21 protein-coding genes are annotated in these 22526 nt (G+C 61.4%); 14 read left to right on the plus strand and 7 right to left on the minus strand.

Features of this window, described 5'->3' with window-relative positions; all coding sequences use genetic code 11:
- Positions 1 to 14 precede the first annotated feature (14 nt).
- The gene (locus PSCI_RS10385) at positions 15 to 1595 is read left to right on the plus strand and encodes an aldehyde dehydrogenase (NADP(+)) (RefSeq protein ID WP_045486067.1); all 1581 of its coding nucleotides are present in this window, start codon (positions 15 to 17) and stop codon (positions 1593 to 1595) included.
- A 35-nt stretch (positions 1596 to 1630) separates the two neighbouring features.
- Here PSCI_RS10385 and PSCI_RS10390 read toward each other — a convergent pair whose 3' ends face one another.
- The 3 genes from PSCI_RS10390 to PSCI_RS10400 all read right to left on the minus strand — a co-directional run bounded on the left by PSCI_RS10390 (position 1631) and on the right by PSCI_RS10400 (position 5616).
- The gene (locus PSCI_RS10390) at positions 1631 to 3022 is read right to left on the minus strand and encodes an FAD-binding oxidoreductase (protein ID WP_231906402.1); all 1392 of its coding nucleotides are present in this window, start codon (positions 3020 to 3022) and stop codon (positions 1631 to 1633) included.
- 60 nt (positions 3023 to 3082) lie between these two features.
- Positions 3083 to 3805: a FadR/GntR family transcriptional regulator gene (locus PSCI_RS10395; RefSeq protein WP_045486073.1), complete on the minus strand. Its 723-nt coding sequence runs from the start codon at positions 3803 to 3805 to the stop codon at positions 3083 to 3085.
- 71 nt (positions 3806 to 3876) lie between these two features.
- The gene (locus PSCI_RS10400) at positions 3877 to 5616 is read right to left on the minus strand and encodes an IlvD/Edd family dehydratase (protein WP_045486076.1); all 1740 of its coding nucleotides are present in this window, start codon (positions 5614 to 5616) and stop codon (positions 3877 to 3879) included.
- 208 nt (positions 5617 to 5824) lie between these two features.
- On the opposite strand from PSCI_RS10400, the gene PSCI_RS10405 reads away from it, so the two are divergent.
- The 7 genes from PSCI_RS10405 to PSCI_RS10435 all read left to right on the plus strand — a co-directional run bounded on the left by PSCI_RS10405 (position 5825) and on the right by PSCI_RS10435 (position 12264).
- Positions 5825 to 7129 carry an MFS transporter gene (locus PSCI_RS10405; RefSeq protein ID WP_045486079.1) on the plus strand — a complete coding sequence of 435 codons (1305 nt, stop codon included), beginning with the start codon at positions 5825 to 5827 and terminating at the stop codon, positions 7127 to 7129.
- A 60-nt stretch (positions 7130 to 7189) separates the two neighbouring features.
- Complete coding sequence (locus tag PSCI_RS10410) at positions 7190 to 8143, plus strand: acetaldehyde dehydrogenase (acetylating) (protein ID WP_045486082.1); 954 nt, start codon at positions 7190 to 7192, stop codon at positions 8141 to 8143.
- Positions 8140 to 9159, plus strand: a complete 1020-nt coding sequence (gene dmpG, locus PSCI_RS10415) for a 4-hydroxy-2-oxovalerate aldolase (protein ID WP_045486085.1) — start codon at positions 8140 to 8142, stop codon at positions 9157 to 9159. Before PSCI_RS10410 ends, dmpG begins: the two co-directional genes overlap by 4 nt.
- Positions 9160 to 9308: 149 nt before the next feature.
- Positions 9309 to 9563 carry a hypothetical protein gene (locus PSCI_RS10420; protein WP_045486087.1) on the plus strand — a complete coding sequence of 85 codons (255 nt, stop codon included), beginning with the start codon at positions 9309 to 9311 and terminating at the stop codon, positions 9561 to 9563.
- 47 nt (positions 9564 to 9610) lie between these two features.
- Entirely contained in the window at positions 9611 to 10672 is a 1062-nt protein-coding gene (locus tag PSCI_RS10425; RefSeq protein WP_045486090.1) for an RNA-guided endonuclease InsQ/TnpB family protein, read from the plus strand.
- Between the two features lie 69 nt (positions 10673 to 10741).
- A complete protein-coding gene (locus PSCI_RS10430; RefSeq protein WP_052483382.1) occupies positions 10742 to 11392 on the plus strand; it encodes a hypothetical protein in 651 nt (216 codons plus the stop codon).
- A gap of 107 nt (positions 11393 to 11499) precedes the next feature.
- Complete coding sequence (locus PSCI_RS10435) at positions 11500 to 12264, plus strand: hypothetical protein (RefSeq protein WP_144403227.1); 765 nt, start codon at positions 11500 to 11502, stop codon at positions 12262 to 12264.
- A gap of 12 nt (positions 12265 to 12276) precedes the next feature.
- Here PSCI_RS10435 and PSCI_RS10440 read toward each other — a convergent pair whose 3' ends face one another.
- Positions 12277 to 14661, minus strand: coding sequence for a penicillin acylase family protein (locus PSCI_RS10440; protein WP_045486094.1), 2385 nt, complete (start codon positions 14659 to 14661; stop codon positions 12277 to 12279).
- 151 nt (positions 14662 to 14812) lie between these two features.
- On the opposite strand from PSCI_RS10440, the gene PSCI_RS10445 reads away from it, so the two are divergent.
- Entirely contained in the window at positions 14813 to 15757 is a 945-nt protein-coding gene (locus PSCI_RS10445) for an alpha/beta hydrolase (RefSeq protein ID WP_045486097.1), read from the plus strand.
- A gap of 6 nt (positions 15758 to 15763) precedes the next feature.
- Here the strand turns inward: PSCI_RS10445 and PSCI_RS10450 are convergent, their stop codons facing one another.
- The gene (locus tag PSCI_RS10450; protein ID WP_045486100.1) at positions 15764 to 16510 is read right to left on the minus strand and encodes a DUF2059 domain-containing protein; all 747 of its coding nucleotides are present in this window, start codon (positions 16508 to 16510) and stop codon (positions 15764 to 15766) included.
- Positions 16511 to 16698: 188 nt separating this feature from the next.
- Between PSCI_RS10450 and PSCI_RS10455 the strand changes: the two genes are divergently transcribed.
- Positions 16699 to 17334, plus strand: a complete 636-nt coding sequence (locus PSCI_RS10455; protein WP_045486103.1) for a 2OG-Fe(II) oxygenase — start codon at positions 16699 to 16701, stop codon at positions 17332 to 17334.
- A 9-nt stretch (positions 17335 to 17343) separates the two neighbouring features.
- Here the strand turns inward: PSCI_RS10455 and PSCI_RS10460 are convergent, their stop codons facing one another.
- Complete coding sequence (locus PSCI_RS10460; RefSeq protein ID WP_045486106.1) at positions 17344 to 17865, minus strand: Mpo1 family 2-hydroxy fatty acid dioxygenase; 522 nt, start codon at positions 17863 to 17865, stop codon at positions 17344 to 17346.
- 84 nt (positions 17866 to 17949) lie between these two features.
- Between PSCI_RS10460 and PSCI_RS10465 the strand changes: the two genes are divergently transcribed.
- A complete protein-coding gene (locus PSCI_RS10465) occupies positions 17950 to 18660 on the plus strand; it encodes a Crp/Fnr family transcriptional regulator (RefSeq protein ID WP_045486109.1) in 711 nt (236 codons plus the stop codon).
- On the opposite strand, the gene PSCI_RS10470 is transcribed toward PSCI_RS10465, so the two are convergent.
- On the minus strand, positions 18657 to 19622 hold the full coding sequence (locus PSCI_RS10470) for an AraC family transcriptional regulator (RefSeq protein ID WP_045486112.1): 966 nt from the start codon (positions 19620 to 19622) through the stop codon (positions 18657 to 18659). The two genes, PSCI_RS10465 and PSCI_RS10470, sit on opposite strands and share 4 nt — an antisense overlap.
- Before the next feature lie 143 nt (positions 19623 to 19765).
- On the opposite strand from PSCI_RS10470, the gene PSCI_RS10475 reads away from it, so the two are divergent.
- The 3 genes from PSCI_RS10475 (at position 19766) to PSCI_RS10485 (ending at position 22394) form a co-directional block, all read left to right on the plus strand.
- Entirely contained in the window at positions 19766 to 20347 is a 582-nt protein-coding gene (locus PSCI_RS10475; protein ID WP_045486115.1) for an alpha/beta hydrolase, read from the plus strand.
- An 81-nt stretch (positions 20348 to 20428) separates the two neighbouring features.
- Positions 20429 to 21379 carry a sigma 54-interacting transcriptional regulator gene (locus tag PSCI_RS10480; RefSeq protein WP_045486118.1) on the plus strand — a complete coding sequence of 317 codons (951 nt, stop codon included), beginning with the start codon at positions 20429 to 20431 and terminating at the stop codon, positions 21377 to 21379.
- Between the two features lie 232 nt (positions 21380 to 21611).
- The gene (locus PSCI_RS10485; RefSeq protein WP_045486121.1) at positions 21612 to 22394 is read left to right on the plus strand and encodes a MetQ/NlpA family ABC transporter substrate-binding protein; all 783 of its coding nucleotides are present in this window, start codon (positions 21612 to 21614) and stop codon (positions 22392 to 22394) included.
- The last annotated feature ends 132 nt before the right edge of the window (positions 22395 to 22526 follow it).

Raw genomic sequence — 22526 nt, forward strand, 5'->3', positions numbered from 1 at the left:
CAAAGGAATCACGTATGACCAGCATCACGGGTTGGAACTACATCGGCGGTCAGCGCAGCGCGGAAGGCCAGACCACCTTGCAAAGCTTTGACGCCAGCACCGGGCAGGCCCTGCCTTATGCCTTTCATCAGGCCACCGAGGCCGAGGTCGATGCTGCGGCGCGGGCGGCGCAGGACGCCTATCCGGCGTTTCGCAGTTTGCCGGCCGCACGGCGGGCAGAGTTTCTTGAGGCGATCGCCGATGAGCTCGATGCCCTAGGTGAGCATTTCGTCGCGCTGGTGTGTCAGGAGACGGCATTGCCAGCGGCACGCATCCAGGCAGAGCGGGGCCGAACCAGCGGGCAGATGCGGCTGTTTGCCAAGGTGTTGCGCCGGGGTGACTTTTACGGCGCGCGTATTGATCGTGCCTTGCCTGAACGCCAGCCTCTGCCGCGGCCGGACCTGCGCCAGTGGCGGATCGGTCTGGGACCGGTGGCGGTGTTTGGGGCCAGCAATTTTCCGCTGGCCTTCTCCACGGCCGGTGGCGATACCGCAGCGGCATTGGCCGCTGGCTGCCCGGTGGTATTCAAGGCCCACAGCGGGCACATGGGCACCGCAGAACTGGTGGCTGATGCGATCTTGCGGGCTGCGCGCCGCACTGACATGCCGACCGGTGTGTTCAATATGATCTTCGGCGGTGGCGTGGGGGCCTGGCTGGTGCAGCATCCGGCCATCCAGGCGGTCGGCTTTACCGGCTCGCTGGCCGGTGGCCGGGCCTTGTGCGACATCGCCGCCGCGCGCCCCCAGCCGATTCCGGTCTTCGCAGAGATGTCGAGTATCAATCCGGTGCTGCTGTTGCCTGAAGCCCTGCAGGTGCGGGGTGAGCGCATCGCCTCGGAGTTGAGCGCAGCGGTGGTCTTGGGCGCCGGGCAGTTCTGTACCAATCCCGGTCTGGTGATCGGCATACGTTCGGCGGCCTTCGATGCCTGGCTGCAGCACTTTGTCCGATTGATGGGTGATCAGCCGGCACAGACCCTGCTCAATACCGCAACCCTCAAGAGCTACTGTCATGGCCTTGAGCGGCTGCATGCGCATCCAGCTGTCAGCCATCTGGCCGGTGCCGCGCAGCAGGGCCAGCAGGCCCACGCCCAAGTGTTCAAGGCCGACGTCGCGCTGTTGATCGATGGCGATGAACTGCTGCAGGAAGAGGTGTTTGGCCCGACCACGGTGGTGGTCGAAGTCGCCGACCAGGCCGAACTGCTGCGTGCCTTGCACGGCTTGCGCGGCCAACTGACCGCGACCCTGATCGCCGAGCCGGGTGATCTGCGCAACCACACCGAACTCACCGGCCTGCTGGAGCACAAAGCCGGGCGGCTGCTGATTAATGGCTATCCGACCGGGGTCGAGGTGTGTGACGCCATGGTGCATGGCGGTCCGTACCCGGCCACCTCCGACGCGCGTGGCAGCTCGGTGGGCAGCCTGGCCATCGATCGCTTCCTGCGTCCGGTGTGCTACCAGAACTACCCTGACGAATGGCTGCCCGATGCGCTCAAAAATGCCAACCCGCTGGGTATCGAGCGGCTGGTAGATGGGCTGCACAGCCGCGAGGTGCTGTAGCGGTAGGAGGGGCTTTAGCCCCAAAGGCTTCGCCGCTAAAGCGGCTCCTGCAGTGCCCGGAATATCTTGCCCGGATTCATCAGGCCCTGCGGGTCCAGGGCCTGTTTGATGGCGCGCATGCTGTCGATGGCCACCTCACCATGTTCCTGGAGGAGAAAGTCGATCTTGTGCAACCCCACACCATGTTCACCGGTGCAGGTGCCTCCGGCCTGCAACGCGCGGTGGACGATGGCGTGGTTGAGGCGTTCGGCCTCGATCAGTTCGGCCGGGTTATCCGGCGCCAGCAACATGCAGACGTGGAAATTGCCATCCCCCACATGGCCGAAGATCGGCGCCGGCAGGTAAGACTGGTTCAGGTCCTGTTCGGTGGCGACCACGCATTCGGCCAGTTTCGACAACGGTACACAGACATCCGTCGACAGCGCTCGGCAGCCCGGCTTGAGTTGCAGGAAGGCGAACAATGCATCGTGGCGGGCGCTCCATAGCCGGTTGCGGTCCTCCTGACGGGTCGCCCACTCGAAGTTCTGCCCGCCATTGCCCTGGGCCAGCCCCTGCACGGTTTCAGCCTGTTCAGCCACGCTGACCTGATTGCCGTGGAACTCCAGAAACAGCGTCGGCGCTGCGCGCAGGTCGAGTTTCGCGTAGCGGTTAAGCGCCTCGATGGCCAGGCGATCGACCAGTTCGGCACGGGCCACCGGCACGCCCATCTGGATGGTTTCGATCACGGTCTGCACCGCCCCGGCGACACTGTCGAAGCTGCATACCGCGGCGCTGATCGCCTCGGGTTGTGGGTGCAGTTTGAGGGTGATTTCGCTGATCACCCCCAGGGTGCCTTCGCTGCCGATCAGCAGCCGGGTGAGGTCGTAGCCGGCCGATGACTTCTTGGCCTGTGAGCCGGTGTGCATGACTCGACCGTCAGCCAGTACGGCCTTCAGGCCCAGTACGTTCTCGCGCATGGTGCCGTAGCGCACGGCGTTGGTGCCTGAGGCGCGGGTGGCGCACATACCGCCGATGCTGGCGTCGGCTCCCGGGTCGATAGGAAAGAACAGCCCGCTGGCGCGTAGATACTCGTTGAGGGTCTTGCGGGTAATCCCCGGTTGCACCGTGATGCTCATGTCTTCGGGGGTGAACGCCAGCACCTGGTTCATGGCCGACACATCCAGGCTCAGGCCGCCCTGCACGGCCAGCAGATGGCCTTCCAGGGATGAGCCGCTGCCATAAGGGATCACCGGCACCCGGTGGGCGTGGCACAGGCCGAGAATGGCGCTGATTTCTTCAACCGTATGGGCAAACGCCACGGCATCGGGGGGGATCGGGTCGTACAGGGATTCGTCGCGGCCGTGGTGTTCGCGAACGGCCGTGGCGGTGCTGAAGCGCTCGCCGAGCAAATCGCTCAGCGCATCAATGAACGAGGCAGGCAAAGGCATGGCAGGCTCCGTGGGCATGGTGTCCGGTCGCCTGCCCGACCGTGACACAGCTGCCTGACGCTATAGCGGCGTCAGGACGTTCATCACGGTATCGAGGGCGGCACGGGTGTCGTCGAGCTGGACCAGCGAGGCATAGCGGGCAGCCAGGGCATCGCGGTTCTTGATGGCGGTGAGGATGGCCTGGTGGCGGGGCAGGCTGAGTTCCTGAATGTTGGGACGCATGTTGGTCAGGTTGATCGACTCGCGCAGTGGTAACGACAGCATGTTGCACATGTAGGCCAGCAGGTCGTTGTGGGTGGCGTCGGCAATCGCCCGGTGAAAGTCCAGGTCTGGCTGGAGCATTTCTTCGCGGGTCTGTGCCGCCGCCATACGCTGGTAGGCGTCCTCGATCACGGCGATATCGGCATCGGTCGCCGTGGTGGCCGCCATGGCGGCAATCTCCGGTTCGAGAATCCGTCGTACCCCGGCCAGCGTGTTGAAGAACTCGCTGTGCGGGGTCGAGCGCATCAGCCAGAACAGTACGTCCGGGTCGAGCAGGTGCCACTCTGCACGCGGTCGTACCACGGTGCCGACACGAGGCCTGGAGAACACCAGGCCTTTGGCGGTCAGTACCCGGGTGGCCTCGCGCAGCACTGGCCGACTGACCTTGTATTCCTCGCACAGAGTAGCTTCCGGGGGCAGTTTTTCTTCGGGCTTGAAGCGGCCGGAAACGATATGCACACCCAGTTCCTGAACGATCTGCGCGTGCATGCTTTTGCGTGGCTTGGGGGTCTGGTAATCCATAAAGACGCAAGGACTCTGGCGAAATGCGCTGCATCATAACATCCCTCCAGAGCCCTTTCGGCTTCGTGCGGTCAGTGTGAGTGCCGCGGCACTTGCGAGCCACGGCAGCCGACCAGAAAGTCGAAGTCGCAACCCTGATCAGCCTGCATGACGTGATCGACATACAGCCGCGCATAGCCACTGGAGAAAATGTTCGCCGAGGTGTCGGGCTGCAGGTCGGCCAGGCGTCCTTGCAGTTGCTCGTCGCTGATGTCCAGATGCAGCCGACCGCTGTGGCAGTCCAGCTCGATGAAATCACCATTGCGCACGGCCGCCAGCGGGCCACCGGCCGCCGCTTCCGGGGCGACGTGCAGAACCACAGTGCCGTAGGCGGTGCCGCTCATCCTGGCGTCGGAAATGCGCACCATGTCGGTCACGCCCTTGGCCAGGACCTTGGGCGGCAGGCCCATGTTGCCGACCTCGGCCATGCCCGGATAACCCCGTGGGCCGGCGTTTTTCAGCACCAGTACGCAGGTTTCGTCGACATCCAGGTCCGGGTCGGCGATGCGTGCCTTGTAGTCATCGAAGTTTTCGAACACCACAGCACGACCGCGATGTTGCATCAACGCCGGGGTGGCCGCTGACGGCTTGAGCACCGCACCGCGTGGCGCCAGATTGCCGCGCAGGATACACAGCCCGCCATCGGCCACCAGCGGGTTGTCGATGGGCCGAATCACTTCGTCGTTGTACTGCGGCGAAGCCTGGCAGTTGTTCCAGATGCTCTTGCCGTTGGCGGTCAGGGCGTGCGGGTTGGGTAGCAGGCCGTTTTCACCCAGACGGCGGATCACCGCCGGCAGGCCGCCGGCATAGTAGAACTCTTCCATCAGGAAGCGCCCGGAAGGCTGCAGGTCGACCAGCGTCGGTGTACCACGACCGACCCGTGTCCAGTCGTCCAGCTCCAGCTCAACACCAATGCGTCCGGCGATGGCCTTGAGGTGAATCACCGCGTTGGTCGAACCGCCGATGGCGGCGTTGATGCGGATGGCGTTTTCAAAGGCCTCGCGGGTGAGGATTTTCGACAGACGCAGGTCTTCGTGAACCATGTCGACGATGCGCATGCCCGACAGGTGCGCCAGCACGTAGCGGCGCGAGTCCACGGCCGGAATCGCCGCGTTGTGCGGCAGCGAAGTGCCGAGGGCTTCGGCCATGCAGGCCATGGTCGAGGCGGTGCCCATGGTGTTGCAGGTACCGGCCGAGCGCGACATGCCCGCTTCGGCCGAGAGGAACTCGTCGAGGCTGATCTGGCCGCCCTTGTAAGCCTCGTGCATCTGCCAGACCACTGTGCCCGAGCCGATGTCCTTGCCCTTGTGCTTGCCATTAAGCATTGGCCCGCCAGTGACGACGATGGCCGGCACATCGCAGCTGGCGGCTCCCATCAGGAGGGCCGGGGTGGTCTTGTCGCAGCCGGTGAGCAGCACCACCGCATCGACCGGGTTACCGCGGATGGCTTCTTCGACATCCATGCTGGCCAGGTTGCGGGTCAGCATGGCCGTGGGGCGCAGGTTGGACTCACCGCTGGAAAACACCGGGAACTCCACTGGAAACCCACCGGCCTCCAGCACGCCTTTTTTCACGTGCTCGGCGATCTTGCGAAAGTGTGCGTTGCAGGGGGTCAGCTCTGACCAGGTGTTGCAGATACCGATGATCGGCTTGCCCTGGAACTCGTGGTCCGGAATGCCCTGATTCTTCATCCAGCTGCGGTACATGAAGCCGTTCTTGTCGGCAGTGCCGAACCATTGGGCGGAGCGCAGGGAGGGCTTTTTGTCGGTCATGATCGGCGAACTCTTATTGTATGACTATTTGGGTTTTGTGCTGAAAACATACACCATAAAAATCGCATTTCAAGTGGTTGTCAGCTAAATAGTCTTACTATATTGTTCGATTCATGAGGTTGATACGTCCTTGTCGATCGCTGGGCGGTTAATTAGTCAGATCAATCGCAGCCAACCTATCCATAACAAAAACAAGTGGAGAACAGCTATGAATCCGGAATCTCGGATCATTCGCAGGCTTACGCTCAGGTTGATTCCCTTCCTGATCCTGTTGTACCTGGTCGCCTTCATCGATCGCTCGGCGGTCGGCTTCGCCAAATTGCACATGAACGCCGATCTGGGCCTGAGCGACATGGCCTACGGGTTTGGCGCAGGTCTGTTTTTCATCGGTTATTTCATCTTTGAAGTGCCCAGCAACCTGCTGCTGGAGCGATTCGGCGCGCGGCGCTGGTTTGCCCGTATCCTGATCACTTGGGGGGCGATCACTGTGGGCATGGCGTTCGTCCAGGGGCCTTACAGTTTCTACCTGATGCGTTTTTTGCTGGGCGCGGCTGAAGCCGGGTTCTTTCCGGGCGTGCTGTACTACATCACCCGCTGGTTCCCGGTACGCAACCGCGGCAAGGTGCTGGGCTTTTTCATCCTGTCGCAGCCCATCGCGCTGATGGTCACCGGACCGTTATCGGGCTGGATCCTGGGCATGAACGGTATTCAGGGCCTTGCTGGCTGGCAGTGGCTGTTCATTATCATCGGTCTGCCGGCGATTGCCCTGGCCTGGCCGACCCTGAAAATCCTCCCGGATACTCCCAAGGATGCCCGCTGGCTGGCTGAAGCCGATCGGCAGTGGTTGCAGGGTGAGCTGGAAAAAGACCGCATCGAGTACGGCCAGACCGAACACACCAACCCGCTACGTGCCCTGACCGACCGCCGGGTGCTGATCCTGGCCCTGCTGTACCTGCCCAGCACCCTGAGCACCTATGGCCTGGGCCTGTGGCTGCCAACCCTGGTGCATCAGTTCGGTGGCAGCGACCTGACCACCGGTTTCATCTCGGCGATTCCGTACATCTTCGGGGTCATCGGCCTGTTGCTGGTGCCGCGCAGTTCCGATCGGCTCAATGACCGCTACGGGCACCTCACCGTGCTGTACATCCTCGGTGCCACGGGCCTGTTCCTGAGTGCCTGGCTGAGCATGCCGGGCTGGCAACTGGCTGCCCTGTGCCTGACCGCATTCAGCCTGTTTTCGGTCACCGCCATCTTCTGGGTTCTGCCGGGCCGCTTCCTGTCCGGTGCCACCGCTGCGGCGGGCATCGCCCTGATCAACTCGTTCGGCAACCTGGGCGGCTACATCGGCCCATTCGGCATCGGTGCGCTCAAGGAGTACACCGGCACGCTGTCATCGGGGCTGTACTTCCTGGCAGCGGTGATGCTGACCGGTGTAGTCCTGACCTGGCTGGTTTACGCCCAGCTTGAAAAGAAAGCCGAGAAGCCTGCCGACGCGCTTGGCCAGACCACCTGACTTTCCCTCTTTACCTCTGCGGCGGGCCGCCATGCCCGCTGCCCTGGAGCAACCAATCCAATGACCAGAAAGCTTAAAGTCGCGATCGTCGGCTCGGGCAATATCGGCACCGACCTGATGATCAAGGTGCTGCGTAATGCCCGTTACCTGGAAATGGGCGCGATGGTCGGCATCGATCCGGCCTCCGATGGCCTGGCCCGTGCCGCACGTCTGGGGGTGGCGGTGACCCACGAAGGGGTCGAAGGCCTGACCCGTCTGCCGTTGTTCGACGAGATCGATTTTGTCTTCGATGCCACCTCGGCCGCGGCCCATGTGCGCAATGACGCCTTGTTGCGTGCGGTGAAACCCGGTATCCGCCTGATTGACCTGACCCCGGCGGCAATCGGCCCTTACTGCGTGCCGGTGGCCAACCTGGAACAGAACCTGGAGCAGTTGAACGTCAACATGGTGACCTGCGGTGGCCAGGCGACCATCCCCATGGTGGCGGCGGTGTCACGGGTTGCCAGGGTCCATTACGCCGAGATCGTTGCCTCTATTGCCAGTAAGTCAGCTGGCCCTGGAACTCGCGCCAACATTGATGAGTTCACCGAGACCACCTCGCGAGCCATTGAGGTCATCGGCGGGGCCGGCAAAGGCAAAGCGATCATCGTCATGAACCCGGCCGAGCCGCCGCCGATGATGCGCGACACGGTGTTCGTGTTGTCCGAGCGTGTCGATCAGGCGCTGATTGAAGCCTCGGTAACCGAGATGGTCGCTGCCGTGCAGGCGTATGTGCCCGGTTACCGCCTCAAGCAGCAGGTGCAGTTCGAGGTCATCCCGGTCGATGCGCCGTTGAACATTCCGGGGCTGGGCCGGTTTTCCGGGATCAAGACCTCGATCTTTCTGGAAGTCGAGGGCGCCGCCCATTACCTGCCGGCCTATGCGGGCAACCTCGACATCATGACGTCTGCCGCACTGGCGACCGCCGAGCGCATGGCGCAATCGATGCTGAACGCCGGAGGATCCTTGCAATGACTTTCAACCCCGAGAAAAAGCTGTATATCTCCGATGTGACGCTGCGTGATGGCAGTCATGCGGTGCGTCACCAGTACTCGATCCAGAACGTTCAGGACATTGCCCGGGCGCTCGACAAGGCCAGGGTCGACAGCATTGAAGTGGCCCATGGCGACGGCCTGCAGGGATCGAGCTTCAACTACGGCTTTGCCGCGCATTCCGATCTGGAGTGGATCGAAGCGGTGGCCGATGTGATCAGCCATGCGCGCATCACCACCTTGCTGCTGCCAGGCATCGGCACGGTGCACGACCTCAAGGCCGCTTATGATGCCGGTGCCCGCTCGGTGCGTATCGCGACCCATTGCACCGAGGCCGATGTCTCGAAGCAGCACATTGAGTTCGCCCGCTCGCTGGGCATGGACACTGTGGGCTTTTTGATGATGAGCCACATGATTGCGCCCGAGCGGCTGGCCGAGCAGGCGCGGCTGATGGAAAGCTACGGTGCGACGTGCGTGTACATGGCCGATTCTGGTGGTGCGATGAGCATGCAGGATGTGCGTGAGCGGTTGCGCGCGTTCAAGGCGGTGCTCAAGCCTGAAACCCAGACCGGCATGCATGCCCACCACAACCTCTCGCTGGGCGTGGCCAACTCCATCGTGGCGGTGGAAGAGGGCTGTGACCGCATTGATGCCAGCCTGGCCGGCATGGGCGCCGGGGCCGGCAATGCACCGCTGGAAGTGTTCATTGCCGCCGCCGACCGGCTCGGCTGGAACCATGGCACCGACCTCTACACCCTGATGGACGCTGCCGACGATATTGTCCGGCCGCTGCAGGACCGGCCCGTGCGGGTCGACCGCGAATCTCTGGCGTTGGGCTATGCAGGGGTGTACTCCAGCTTCCTGCGCCACAGTGAGGCCGCTGCCGCCCGCTATGGCCTCAAAACTGTGGATATTCTGGTCGAGTTGGGCAAACGCGGCATGGTCGGCGGTCAGGAAGACATGATCGTCGATGTGGCACTGGATCTGTTGAATCGCTAGATATCGGTTGGCAACAGCCGCGAAGGTTTCGCGGCTGGGCTACGAAGCAAGCGCTATCAGACATGTAGGACACGTCCAATTTTGCTGTAGGCCCGTAAATCCCCGTCGAGCGCTTGCTAGGCTGCGATCCCACGATCAGGGACCGCGCGATGAGCGAGCCAAAAACCACCCCGCAATACACCAAAGCGCCCGACACCGGCCTGCGGGTCATGCCGCGGCCGATCACGCCGCAGAGTGCCGAAAGCCTCCCGCCGCCACCGGTCTACAGCTTCGAAAACCCGCCACCCAGAGAGCTTCTGCGGCCTGAACCTGCTGTCGGCGCCGAACCCGGCTTTTACCAAGCTGGCGCGAAAAGCCCCTTCCTTCAGGTGGGGGATGAAAGCGCCACCGCGAAGCGGTCATAGAGGTTAAAACCCCAAAAACCGCCCCTATTCTGTGTTTCATGACTGAAATGAAAGCGACCAAAACCCTCAAGATTCGAGTGCGAGACAAGCACGCAGCGCAGCTGCGTGAAGCTTCTCGTGCTGTGAATTTTGTGTGGAACTACGTAAACGAGTTGAGCAGTCGCTCGATTCGTGAGCGTGGTCGTTTTCTGTCGGCGTTCGACATTCACAAGTACACCAACGGGGCCGGCAAAGACCTGGGACTGCACAGCCAATCGGTGCAGGCTGTTGCCGACGAATATGTCACACGGCGCAAGCAGTTCAAAAAGCGCCAGCTACGCTGGCGCTGCTCGGGCGGCGCCCGGCGCAGTCTGGGCTGGGTGCCCTTCAAGGTCGGCGCTGCTGTCTGGAAAAACGGCCAGGTCGTCTTCAACAGACAGCACTTCAAGGTCTGGGACAGCTACGGCCTGGCGGGCTTTAAATTCAGATCCGGTAGCTTCAACGAAGACAGCCGTGGACGCTGGTATTTCAACGTCGTGGTCGAGGTCGACCGCCAGCTGTCGCCGGGCCAGGATGCCGTGGGTATCGACCTTGGGTTGAAAACCACCGCCACTTGCAGCGACGGTGACAGGCTCGAAAGCGGACGCTTCTACCGAGACCTTGAAAAGTCGCTGGGCACGGCCCAGCGCGCCGGCAAGAAGGCCCGTGTGCGGGTGATTCACGCCAAAATTGCGAACCGCCGCAAGGATGCCCTGCACAAGTTCAGCAACGCGCTGGTCGCGCGTTGTGGCGTCATTGTGGTGGGCGATGTGAACTCACTGAAACTCGCGAAAACCAGGATGGCCAAGTCAGTGCTGGACGCCGGCTGGGGTCAATTGAAAACCATGCTGGAATACAAATGCGATCACGCAGGCACGGTTTTCAAGGTTGTTAGCGAGAGAAACACCACCCAAACCTGTTCGAGCTGCAAGCAATTGCCGGACTCGAGGCCGAGAGGTATCGCAGGGCTTGGAATAAGGGAATGGACTTGTTGTGGGTGTGGTGTCACCCACGACCGCGACGTCAACGCCGCAAAGAACATTCTCGCGCTCGGGCATGAGCGTCCAATTGTGGGAATCCCCGCCCTTTAGGGCGGGGAGGATGTCAAAGGCGAGACATCGACTTGGCTGGGGGTGAGTGCGGCGGTGATGGAGGCGCATTTGAAGAAACTGGGCGACACGTTGGTGAAGATTGAGAAATTGCATCAGGACAGTTTTGGAAAATACGGCCACTTGAGGGCGCCGGAGTTTTTGGCTCAGCGAAAAGAATTGCTTAAAGAGCTCGATAGTCATCTGTTCGGCTCTAGAAATCTCAAGGGGCTTGCGACCTTCGATGGCCATCCCAAGTTGAAAAACGCGCTGGGGATTTCAAGTCGTAGCCTCGTTCATCATTGGCGCAAGGCCGGAGGAGCGGGGGCTATTCCTGGTTATTCCGAGCATGTTAAGGCGATTGCCAAAGCTACCGGATGGATGAAGACAGGCGGCTATATCGGCATTGGGATTGGCGGCGTTTCGGGTGTGATGGCGATCAAGGAGGTATGCGCTAATGGCGATGACCAACAGTGCAGAAAAGCAATGATTACCGAGGGTGGAAAGTTCCTGGGGGCAAGCTATGGAGGCTATAAGTTTGGAGGACTGGCGGCTGGCTATGCCGCATCCATTTGTGTGTTCGTGGGGGTACCTACGGCTGGAGTCGGAGCTGTGGTTTGTGCCGGTACCGTTGTTGGACTGGCTGCCCTAGCAGGAACGGTAGGGGGGGCAGCGCTTGGGGAGTGGGCTGGTGAAGTCATATATGAGCACGTCGTAGATTGATCAACGGCGGATCTAGCTCTGCTTCAGAGTTTTCTCAGCTCTTTCGAAAATTAGTATTCAGGGACGCCTCTGGACGTTCAGGTTGTGCTTGATAGGTGGTAATTCTGTTGATCTTGAATCTTGGGGTTGCGATTTTTTTCTGTGTTTTTATAAGTATTACTGTTGAGTTATATGTCAGGTGGCGCTGTCTATCCGGTATGTTGAAAGCACTGGGAAGAAGCTCGCTTTTTTCTTCGGTTCGTGAGGGGGATCTTGAGCATCAAGGTCGGCTCTTTAAAACAATGCTGTTAACGGACATTGGTACTGCGCTGATTTTTTCCCGCAGCAATGTGCGTACTGGCGTGCTTGATCCTGCCGATGTCGCTGAATTTCCTCGTCGCTTGAGGCTCATGGCAGTGACTTTTGTTCTTTCGTCTTACGCCAGTGTGTTATCGATTCTCGTTTGTGTAGTTCTTATGGGGCTGGATGACTTTGCCGAGCCTTATGCCTATATACCCTGGCAGGAGCTTGCGTTGTTTTATTCTTATAGTATTGCAGCTTTAATGCTCGCAGTGAGTGTCTGTCTAAGTGTCTATGCGATTCAGTGCCATTTGCCGGCTATGCTTGCTGCGATCAAGAAAGATCATCCTTATAGAGCCAAACTGGAGCAAGACCTGCGTTGGCACGGAACCTCGTGGCGCTCGATTCTGTTTGTGCTGATTTGCAGGACGGTGGCTGCCAATGGTCGCAAACTGAGAAATTTTGATGGCGATGTTTTTGATTTAAACACTTTGCCTACCCGCCTCAAGTGGGTGGCACGAGCCAACATAATCTGTGCGTGGACCGGCATTGCGTCTGCACTGATCGCTCTGGCGTTATACATTTTGTGGTGACCACCATCCCGGCTACTTTGGCACCAACCGCAATTCCCCCTGCCGATGTGCCTGCACATCCGCCTCACTGAACCACTGCGGTACGTACTCGCCACGAATGTAGCTTTCAGCCTGGTCGGCATAGTGGCGGTCAAACGGTACGCCGCTCTGGCCCACCGGGTTGATGCCCAGGCTGTTGGCCGGGTCGGCGAGGTCGATCAGGCGGCGGGTCGAGGGGCCGTAGTTGACCGGCCATGGCGCGGGGCCGGTGCGTGATGACAGGTTATTGGGGACCTCGTGGCTGCCGGGGGCCGGCAAGGGGCCGACGTTAAGCAGCCAGTCCAGAGGCTTCTGGGCACCCAGCGGATGGGCGTGGGTCAGTTGATGAACCTTGCCCCATTGCCACTGCTGCGAGTCATTGCCGTACAGGCTGCGCAGGTGATCGAGGCTGGCGCGCCAGGCGGCCTGGACGATCTCGCTGCGGCTTTCGCGGGCCAGCGTCTGACGGTCGTCCCACCACGGCGAATCGGCGTCGGCGGCCAGGCGCGGCATGGCCGAGTCGAACACCCGGGTTGAGAGCAGGGTGTCGAACAGGGCATCGCCCAGGTCGTCCTTGAAGGCTTTGTCTGCCAGGTTGAACAGCAACTGATTGAACAGCGTGGCAGCCACTGAGTCCAGCGGGTAGTCGCCTTGCCAGGTTGCAAGCTGGCCGAGCAGCGCCCGTTCGGCCGGGTCTTGAGTGGCTCGCAACAGCTCTGGCAACAGGGGCTTGAGGATGCTCGGCGCATAGTCAGTGGTGGTGCCCAGTTGCAGGGCCTTGCTCGACTTCAGGTCCCATTTCACTGAGGCATCACGCAGTTGCCGATCAAGCTGTTGGCCGCGTTGCGGTGGGTTGTAGTAGCCGGGAATCTCGAGGCCGGCCGGCGATAGCGGCTGGAAATTGGCCGAGATGATGTAGCCGCGGGCCGGGTTCTCTTCCTGGGGGTTGGCGCTGAACGGGTGAAAACCCGGTTTCTCGGCCTGGCCGCTGCTGCCGTCGAGGATGAAGGCCGGGTTGACGCCCTGTGGGCGGATTGGCAGTTGCCCGGCGGCCCACCAGCCAATGTCGCCTCTGGCGTTGGCCCAGACGATGTTCAGCCCCGGCGCCTGAATCTTCGCTGCGGCGCTGCGCATCTTGTCCAGCGTATCGGCGCGGTTGGCCTGATAGAAACCGTCGAGCACCGGGTTATCGGCCTCCAGAAATGACCACCACATGGCAATCGGCGTGCTGCCGGCCTGTTTGCCCAGTGCGTCGTTGATGATCGGCCCATGCGGCGAGCGGCGCAGGGTCAGGGTCACCGGTGGCTGGCCCTTGACCGCGATCTGCTGTTCGCTGCGGGTCATCTCCACCCAGCGGCCCTGATACCAGACCTGCTCGGGGTTGTCTGGGTTGGTTTTCTCGGCGATCAGGTCCAGGTCATCGTTCTGGAACATGGTCAGGCTCCAGCCGAAATCCATGTTGTGGCCGAGAAAGGCGAAGGGGTTAAGCGCCTGGTAGTGACCGTACAGCTCGAAATCCGGGGCCGACAACTGCGCCTCGTACCAGACCGCCGGCACCGAGAAGCGGATATGCGGGTCTCCGGCCAGCAGCGGCTTGCCACTGCGGGTGCGGCTACCGGCGATGGCCCAGGCATTGCTGCCTTCGAACTGTGGCAGGCCGGCGTCCTGCAAGGCCTGTTGGCTCAATTGCGCCAAGGCACCGAGGTCGTGCCAGTCGTTGTGGCTCAGCCCCGGCTGGCCAGCCAGCATGCCGTCGGGATGCCATTGCAGATCGAATACTTTCAGGTAATTGGCGCCCAACTCGTCACGCACGTAGGTCAGCAATGGTTCGGTACGAAACGCCGCAGCGAAGCTGTAGGCCAGGTAACCGCCGATGCTCAGGGTGTCTTCGGCGCTGAACGGCCGTTTCGCAATGCCCAGCAGGTCGAACTCCAGCGGCCTGGCGCGGCTGTCCTGGTACTGGTTGATGCCGTCCAGATAGGCCTCCAGTGCCTGCCAGGCCGGGGTTGTACGGTCCTGACGGGCGACATAGGCGTCGGCGTGTTCGCGGATGCGCAAGGTGCGGAACAGCCGGTCTGTGTCGATCAGTTTGGGGCCCAGTACCTCTGCCAGTTCACCGCGTGCCAGACGGCGCAGCATTTCCATCTGGAACAGCCGGTCCTGGGCTTGCACATAGCCCAGCGCCCGGTACATGTCGGCCTGGTTTTCGGCGCGGATATGCGGCACACCACGTTCGTCATAACGCACGCTGACCGGCGCGCGCAGACCGTTGAGGGCCAGTTCGCCGGCACGCACGGGTTGTTTGCTGTGGACGTACCAGGTCGCACCTGCGACAAGCAGGCCAAGGGCGATGGCGAGGACGGTAAGGCTGCGTTTCATCCGGTGTCTCTGCAAGTGGCTGGCTGACTGAAGCAGAGCCGCACCCTACAGTCTGTGACGGCGCCTGGGTAGTGCCAGCTTGTGGCTTGCCAGCCAGCGACAGACAGATGAAGATCAGTGCAACACCTTGCCCAGCGCCTGTGGATTTGCCATGACCGACACCTTCGACCCCGATCAGTTACGTGCCAGCCTGCAGCCGCTGAGCGCCGATGATGTTCTGTCGCCAGCCGGGCAGGCTTACCAGCGTTTCTACAGCCTGGGTGCATTGGGCGGTGAAAAGGTCATTCGCAGCTGGCTGGGCCGTCTGGATGTGGATCAGTACCAAATCGTCGGCCAGGTCTGGTTGCCGGAGCGACCGCTGGCGACACTGATCCTGATGCACGGTTTCTACGATCATATGGGTTTGTATCGGCATGTGATCGAGTGGGCGCTGGCGCAGAACTTTGCGGTGCTGTCTTGCGACCTGCCGGGGCATGGACTGTCCAGCGGCAGCCGGGCGAGCATTGGTGACTTCGCCGAGTACCAGAGCGTGCTGCAGCGTCTGCTGGCCGAGGCGCAAGCCTTGCAGTTGCCGCAGCCCTGGCACTTGTGCGGGCAGAGCACCGGCGGCGCCATCGTGGTCGACCATGTACTGCATCGCGGCAGCGACAGCCCGGCCCAAGGCCAGGTGATTCTGTTATCTCCGCTGGTACGGCCAAGGGCGTGGGGCTGGTCCAAGGCCAGTTACTACTTGCTGCGACCGTTTGTCAGCGGCATTGCCCGGCGCTTTACCGAAAACTCCAATGCCCCGGCGTTTCTGCCGTTTCTGATGGCCGACCCCTTGCAGCCGCGGCGCCTGCCCACTGCCTGGGTCGGGGCGCTGGCGCGCTGGATCGTGCATATCGAGAAGGCGCCACGCAGCGAACGGCAGCCGTGGATCGTGCAGGGCGAGTCGGACATGACCGTGGACTGGAGCTACAACCTGAGTGTGCTCAACGAAAAATTCAGCGACCCGCAGATTCTGATGCTGCGTGAGGCCAGGCACCACCTGGCCAATGAGATTCCCGAATTGCGCGCTCAGTATTTCGAGTTTCTCAATGGGCGCTTTCGGAGCTGAACCCACTTACAGGTTTGAGTTGCTCTGCCCGACTGCCAGGCCTGCCTTGATCGCCGCCAGCGCCGCCTGATAATAGGCCCGACCTTCGGGTGATTCGGCAAAGCTTGAGAACTGCTCCAGTTCCGGGTCCGAAAGGTCGCGGTAGACGTACAGCAGGGTGTTGTTGAGGTCTGCGGCAATCTGCGCCATCAGGCGTTCGCGCTGGCCTTCGAGCATGCCTTGGGCCTGACCACCGCCCAGCAGCCCCGGAATCATCTGGCTGAGGCTGTCGGCGGCGACGCCGGCCAGCGCCAGGCTGACCTCGGCACCGGCCTGCTTGGCCGGCAGCGCCTGGGCCAGATGGCCGATCAGCAATTGGCGGGTCGAGTCGGCCTGGATCACCGGCAGGCCCTGGGCGTGTTTGGCCAGTTGATCGGCGCGGGTGGCGGTCAGCTCGGCATTGACGATTTTGCGCCCCAGCGGCGACTGAAAAAAACGCAAGGCCGGAGCCGGATCCTTGAGGGTTTCGCGCAGCCGCTGCGCTGCGCGCTGGTCGACGGCCTGCGCCGCAAAACGCTGGTTGCTGTTGTTGACCAGGGCCTGGAACACCGCCGGTGGCAGGTTGGCCTGATAGCGCTGCTGCGCAGCCTTGAGCGCGTCATTGAAATGCGCCCGTTGTTGCGGCCAGCCAGCGGCCTTGTACAACTGATCGAAGTTGTCTGCCCAGGCAGGCAGTGCGCACAACAGCAACAACACAACACACAAACGACGCATTCGGGACTCCTGTCGGCAGGCCACTATTCTCGGTGCGTTAGCGGGGGTTTGTCGAGGCATGCCTGCGCCGGATCAATTAAAACTGCAACAGCCCGGTAACCCACTATTGGATAGCCGGGGTTACGGCTACTATAGGCAGCCTCTGAAAACGTTTGCGAGGCACTCGCAGTCAGTTTCTGAGGTGCTCCATGCACGCCACGCCCATCCCCACCGATCACCCCTTGTTACAGCGCATCGTTGACGACCTGGCCACCCGCGGCTGGTCGCAGCAGGACGTGTTCCTGCCTGATGAACTGACCCGCGAACTGGCCGCCGAGTGCCGTCGGCGTGCCGCTGCCGGTGACTTGGAGCCGGCCGGGGTTGGTCGTGGGCTGGCGCAGGAGGTGCGCGAGGGGATTCGCGGCGACCATATCCAGTGGCTGGAGCCTGGGCAGTCTGGTGTCTGTGACCAGTACCTGCAGGTGATGGACAGCTTGCGGACGGCCCTGAACCGCGATTTGTTCATGGGCCTTGAAGATTTCGAGAGCCACTTCGCCTTCTACCCGCCGGGGGCGTTCTACAAGCGGCATCTGGATCGCTTTCGCGATGACGACCGGCGCATGGTCTCGGCGGTGTTGTACCTCAATCCTGACTGGCAGCCCCAAGAGGGCGGTCAGTTGCGGATGTACCTGGAAAACGACGCGCCGCATGACGTGCAGCCGATCAGCGGTTGCCTGGCCATCTTTCTGTCTGGTGAGGTGGCGCATGAGGTATTGCCGGCCAGCCGCGACCGGCTGTCGCTGACTGGCTGGTTCAGGCGCCGGGGTAACGACGTCCTGGCCTGAGCCGGTTTCTCAACCTGTGACAGGCTTACGCTTGCGTACCGGCCCCACCCGTTTCTCGATCGCCTGCTGCAACTCCTTGCGCATCCCCAGCAGGAAGGCCAGTTCTGCCACCACGAACAGCGGGCCGATGATCAGCCCGGTCACGTCGTCGATGAACGCCGGTTTGCGGCCTTCGTAATAGTGGCCGATGAACTGGATGATCCAGCCAGTCACGAACAGGCCCACGCCCCATGCCAGCCATACGCTGGTGGATTGCTGTGCCAGGCTGGCACCGCTCCATAGGCATAACAGCAGCAACACCGACATCAATACGCCCAGTGGCCGGTCCAGACGCAGATAGAAACGCACCGACGCCACGGCGACCAGCAAGGCCGGTGACAGCCATAGGCCGTAGGCAAGTACCCCAGGGCGTGACAGAAGAATCGTCACGGCCAGTACGATCAGTGGAATACCCAGGAAGTGGGTCACGATATTGCGCCAATCACGGTGATAAGCCGCATATTGGCTGAGATGATCGACCAGGTTTTTCATTATTATTCCTGTCCGCAGCGTTGATGGGTTGGCTACACAGTAGCTGCTCCAGCAAACACCTGCCTACGAAAAAAGGGAGCAGAAATGACAAATGGAACGCTGTGGCGGTCGCGCTTGATGAGCGACTACTGGTTTGGGCAATTGCCGGCCGCCTTGCAAGACGCTTTATTGGGCGCTGCGCGACAACGGCGTATTACCCCAGGCAAGCTGCTGTTTGCTCAGGGTGACCCGCCCTGTGGCCTGTACGTGCTGCTTGAGGGCGCGGTGCGCATGGGCAGTGCCGGGCAACAGCGTCTGACGCCACGGCTTGAAGAGCTGGTGGCGCCGTTCTGGTTTGGCGAGGTGTCGCTGTTCGATGGCCAGCCACGCACGCTGGATGCCTATTCTCTGGTGCAGAGCATCTTTTTGCAGGTGCCCCAGCCGTTTATTGATCAATGGCTGCTTGAGCACCCTGAAGATTTACGCTTTTTTGCCCAGTTGCTCAGTAACAAGCTCGGCCTGCCATTGCTGCGCCCGGAAAAACTGCACAGCCTGCCGGATCGCGCCCGCGTCGCCTGGCGGTTGTTACTGCTCTGCGAAGGCTACGGGCAACTGAGCCATGCCCGGCGGCTGGTCGGTTTCGAGGCGATTGAAGCCTGCCCTACCGTAGCGTTGTCGCGCGCCGCCTTGCTGGAAGTCCTGCAAGACTTGCAGCAGCGCAGGATCATCCGGCTGGGCCAGGAGCAACTGGAAGTCTTCGATATCGATAAGCTGCGCAAGGCGGCCAATGTGCTGCGCGCCCGCGCACCCTGCTAACGTGCCAGCCCCTGGCGATACTGCGTCGGGGTCAGGCCGGTCCAACGCTTGAAGGCGCGGCTGAAACTGTCGACATCGGCAAACCCCAGCAGCGACGCAATCTCGCTGAGTGAGGCGTCCGGGTCGTTGATGTGCAGCAACGCAAGGTTTTCCCGGCACTGGTTGACCAGCAGATCATAGCGGCAGCCTTCGTCGGCCAAGTGCCGTTGCAGGCTGCGCAGGCTCAAGCCTAAAACCTGGGCAACGGTCTCGGCGCTCGGTTCGCCTTCGGGTAACTGCGCTTCGATCGCGCTGCGCACCCGTGGCTCCCAGATCAGCGCCTGGGCCTGTGCTGCCGGCTCGCCCGGCTGGGTGGCGCCGTCATCCAGGTGGCTGTCGAAGTCGCGGCTGGCGAACACCAACAGGTTGTGCGCCGCGCCGAAAAACAACGGCGCGCGAAACAGCTCCTGCCACGGCAGCGGGTTTTCCGGCTGGGGGCGTTGCAGGTGCACCTCCAGCGGTGCATAGCTACGCCCCAGGCGGTTACGGCAGGTGCGGACGTAGATGGCAGCAAAGGCATCGAGCATCTCGGGCACGGGAGCCGCGCAGTCTGGCGGTGGGCTGAAGCTGAATTCGTAGCGCTCGCCGGTTTTCTGGAAGCTCAGTTGCAGGGCGTCGCGAGTGGGGGAGTGATAGCGCACGATCCGCTCGAACACCTCGCGCAACGATTCGCTGGCCACCAGGGTGTAGCCCAGCGCATGAAAACTGGTCGGGCTGACAAAGCGTGACACCCGCAGGCCCAAGGCCGGGTCGGCGCTGGCCTGCACTGCCAGTTGCCACAAGCGTAGCGTCGCCCCCGGCGCCTCGCGCGTGTGCGGGTCAAACCCGGCTGCCAGGCACAGCCCGGCGCTGTCCAGGCCCAGGACGTCGAGTTGCTTGCGCAGAGCGCGGGTCCAACTGGCGAGGCTGCTTGGCTCGGGCATGCGCGATACACCCTGTGTTGGCTAGGGGAGAAGAAATGCTGTTATTTCTTTAAGGAATTAATAAATATCTTCTTATTCCTTAACGAATATATATTGCCTCCCTATACTCGCTGCATGGATACAGGCCTTCAGGAGGCGACCCCATGCATAACGAATCCATCCGTTATCTGATCGTGCCAGGTTGGCAAGGGTCGCCGGACGATCACTGGCAGACTCATTGGCAGAATAGCTTGCCCAACAGCGCCCGTGTACAACAGGCTGACTGGGACAAACCACGTCGGGAAGATTGGGTGGGTGAGTTGCAGCGTTCGATTGCCGCGCACAGCTCGCCGGTGATCCTGATCGCCCATAGTCTGGGCTGCATCACGGTGGCGCACTGGGCGCAACTGGCGCCGGTCGAGTCGCTGCGTCAGGTGCATGGGGCATTGCTGGTTGCGCCTGCCGACGTCGAGCGGCCCAATTGCCCGCCGGCGCTGCGAAATTTTGCGCCGATTCCCGATCACCTGCTGCCGTTCCCGACCCAGATTGTCAGTTCTGACAACGATCCGGCGGTCAGCACCCAGCGCGCCATGGAAATGGCCCGCCACTGGGGCGCCGAGGTGGGCTTTCTGAGCCAGGCCGGGCACATCAACGTCAAGTCCGGTCACCAACGCTGGGAGCAGGGCTTCGCCTACCTTTACCGCCTGCAAAGCCGCCTGGAGCAACAGTCGCGTCGGCGCGCTTGAGTCTGCGTTTTATTTATCAGCTCCGATCCGGGGCCATTTTTTGTAACGCCGGGGCCAGGATGGCGCTGGCGGGAGTTATTCATGAGTGTTCAAGAGATTCCTGGTCAGTCGTTTCTGACCTTCCCTGATGCTGACAAGAGCCCGCTGAGCATCCGTGCCAAGGCGCTGGTGTTCATTGACCCCCGTTCGCGGCAGTTGCGTACCGAAATGGAGCAACTGGCGGCGGGGCCGTTGCCGATCCTGATTCGCGGCGAACCGGGCACCGGTAAAGAGCTGCTGGCCCGCCACATTCATCGTGGCAGTGATCGCGGTGGTCTGTTCGTTTCGGTCAATTGCGGGGCGCTGAGTCCGACCTACGCCGAAGCTGAGCTGTTCGGCCACGCGCCTGGCGCCCACAACGGTTCACCGAGCAGCCGCGCCGGCTGGTTCGGTTCGGCCAACGGCGGCACGCTGTATCTGGATGAAATCGGCGACCTGCCGCTGCCGATTCAGAGCAAGCTGTTGGCCGCGCTGGAAAATCATGAAGTCACCCGGGTCGGCTCACAGCAGCCCAGCCCGGTGGATGTGCGCCTGGTCGCGGCGACCAGTATCGACCTGGCCAAGGCCGTGGCGGCGGGCAAGTTTCACGAGCGCTTGTACCATTACCTCAGCGAAGGCCGTCTCGACCTGCCTGCCTTGCGCGAGCAGCCGGGCAATATCCTGCCGTTGGCCGAATACTTCGTCGGTATCTACAGCCAGCGCCTGAACCTGCCGGTGCAGTTGATCAGCGATGCCGCCCATGAGGTGTTGCAGGCCCACGACTGGCCGGGCAATACCCGCGAGCTGGAAAATGTCATCCACTTCGCCTTGCTGGTCAGCAGCGGTGAAGAAATTCTGCCAGAACACCTCAACCTGCCGGGCAGCAACGATCCGCTGGCTGAAATTGAACGCCAGACGCGTCGTTTGCTGGGCAATGCCGAGCCTGCGCAACTGGCGCAGCTGAAAAGCCTGTTGCAAACACTGACCGGGCGCCTTGAGCAACTGCCGGGCTGAGCCCTTTGAGTCACTGATTTCAACGCCGTAGTCCGTGATGGGCTGCGGCGTTTTTTTGCCAACTGGTCAGGAAATAGCGCACCAGAGGCTTATCTGTAAAAGTAATAAGAAGATTGATAAAAAGTATTTTGTGGTAATAAAAAAGCCCGCTAATGTCTGCTCCACGTCCCAATGGCCACCATCGGGACCCTCAAATACTCATAAGCAACACAGATCCTCCAAGGGGCAACGCATGAAAAAGACATTCCTGATGGCCGCACTGGCAGTGGCGTTCTCGACAGGCCTGGCACATGCCGGCGAGAAACTGGTGGTTGGCGCGACCCCGGTTCCGCATGCCGAAATCCTTGAGCTGATCAAGCCGACCCTGGCCAAGGAAGGTGTGGACCTGGAAATCAAGGTTTTCACCGACTACGTGCAGCCCAATGTACAGCTCAACGAGAAGCGTCTGGACGCCAACTACTTCCAGACCAAGCCTTACCTGGACGGGTTCAACAAAGGTAAAGGCGCGACCCTGACCACCGGTGTCGGTGTACACGTCGAACCCTTCGGCGGCTATTCGTCGAAATACAAGAGCCTGAACGAGCTGCCTGAAGGCGCCACCGTGGCGATCCCCAACGAGGGCAGCAATGCCGGCCGTGCCCTGTTGCTGTTGCAAAAAGGCGGCCTGATCACCCTGAAAGACCCGACCAACGCCCTGTCGACCCCGAAAGACATCGCAACCAACCCCAAGAAGCTGAAATTCCGTGAGCTGGAATCGGCGGTACTGCCGCGTACCCTGAGCCAGGTCGATCTGGCGCTGATCAACACCAACTACGCGCTGGAAGCCAAGCTCAACCCGAAAAAGGATGCACTGATCATTGAAGGCGCCGATTCGCCGTACGTGAATTATCTGGTAACCCGTGCCGACAACGCCAACACCGACGCGATCCAGAAGCTGTCCAAGGCGCTGACCAGCCCTGAAGTCAAAGCTTTCATCGAGAAGAAATACGACGGCGCGGTATTGCCGGCGTTCTAAGCAGTAACAGTTTCATTAGCAGCATTTTCGCGGCTGAAGCCGCTCCTGCAGGCGTACGCCCGTAGGAGTGGCTTCAGCCGCGAAGCATTTGAAACCAGTCATATGCATATTCAATAACGGTATTTAAATTTA

This window comes from Pseudomonas sp. StFLB209, assembly GCF_000829415.1.
In the GTDB taxonomy this organism is placed as follows: Bacteria; Pseudomonadota; Gammaproteobacteria; order Pseudomonadales; family Pseudomonadaceae; genus Aquipseudomonas.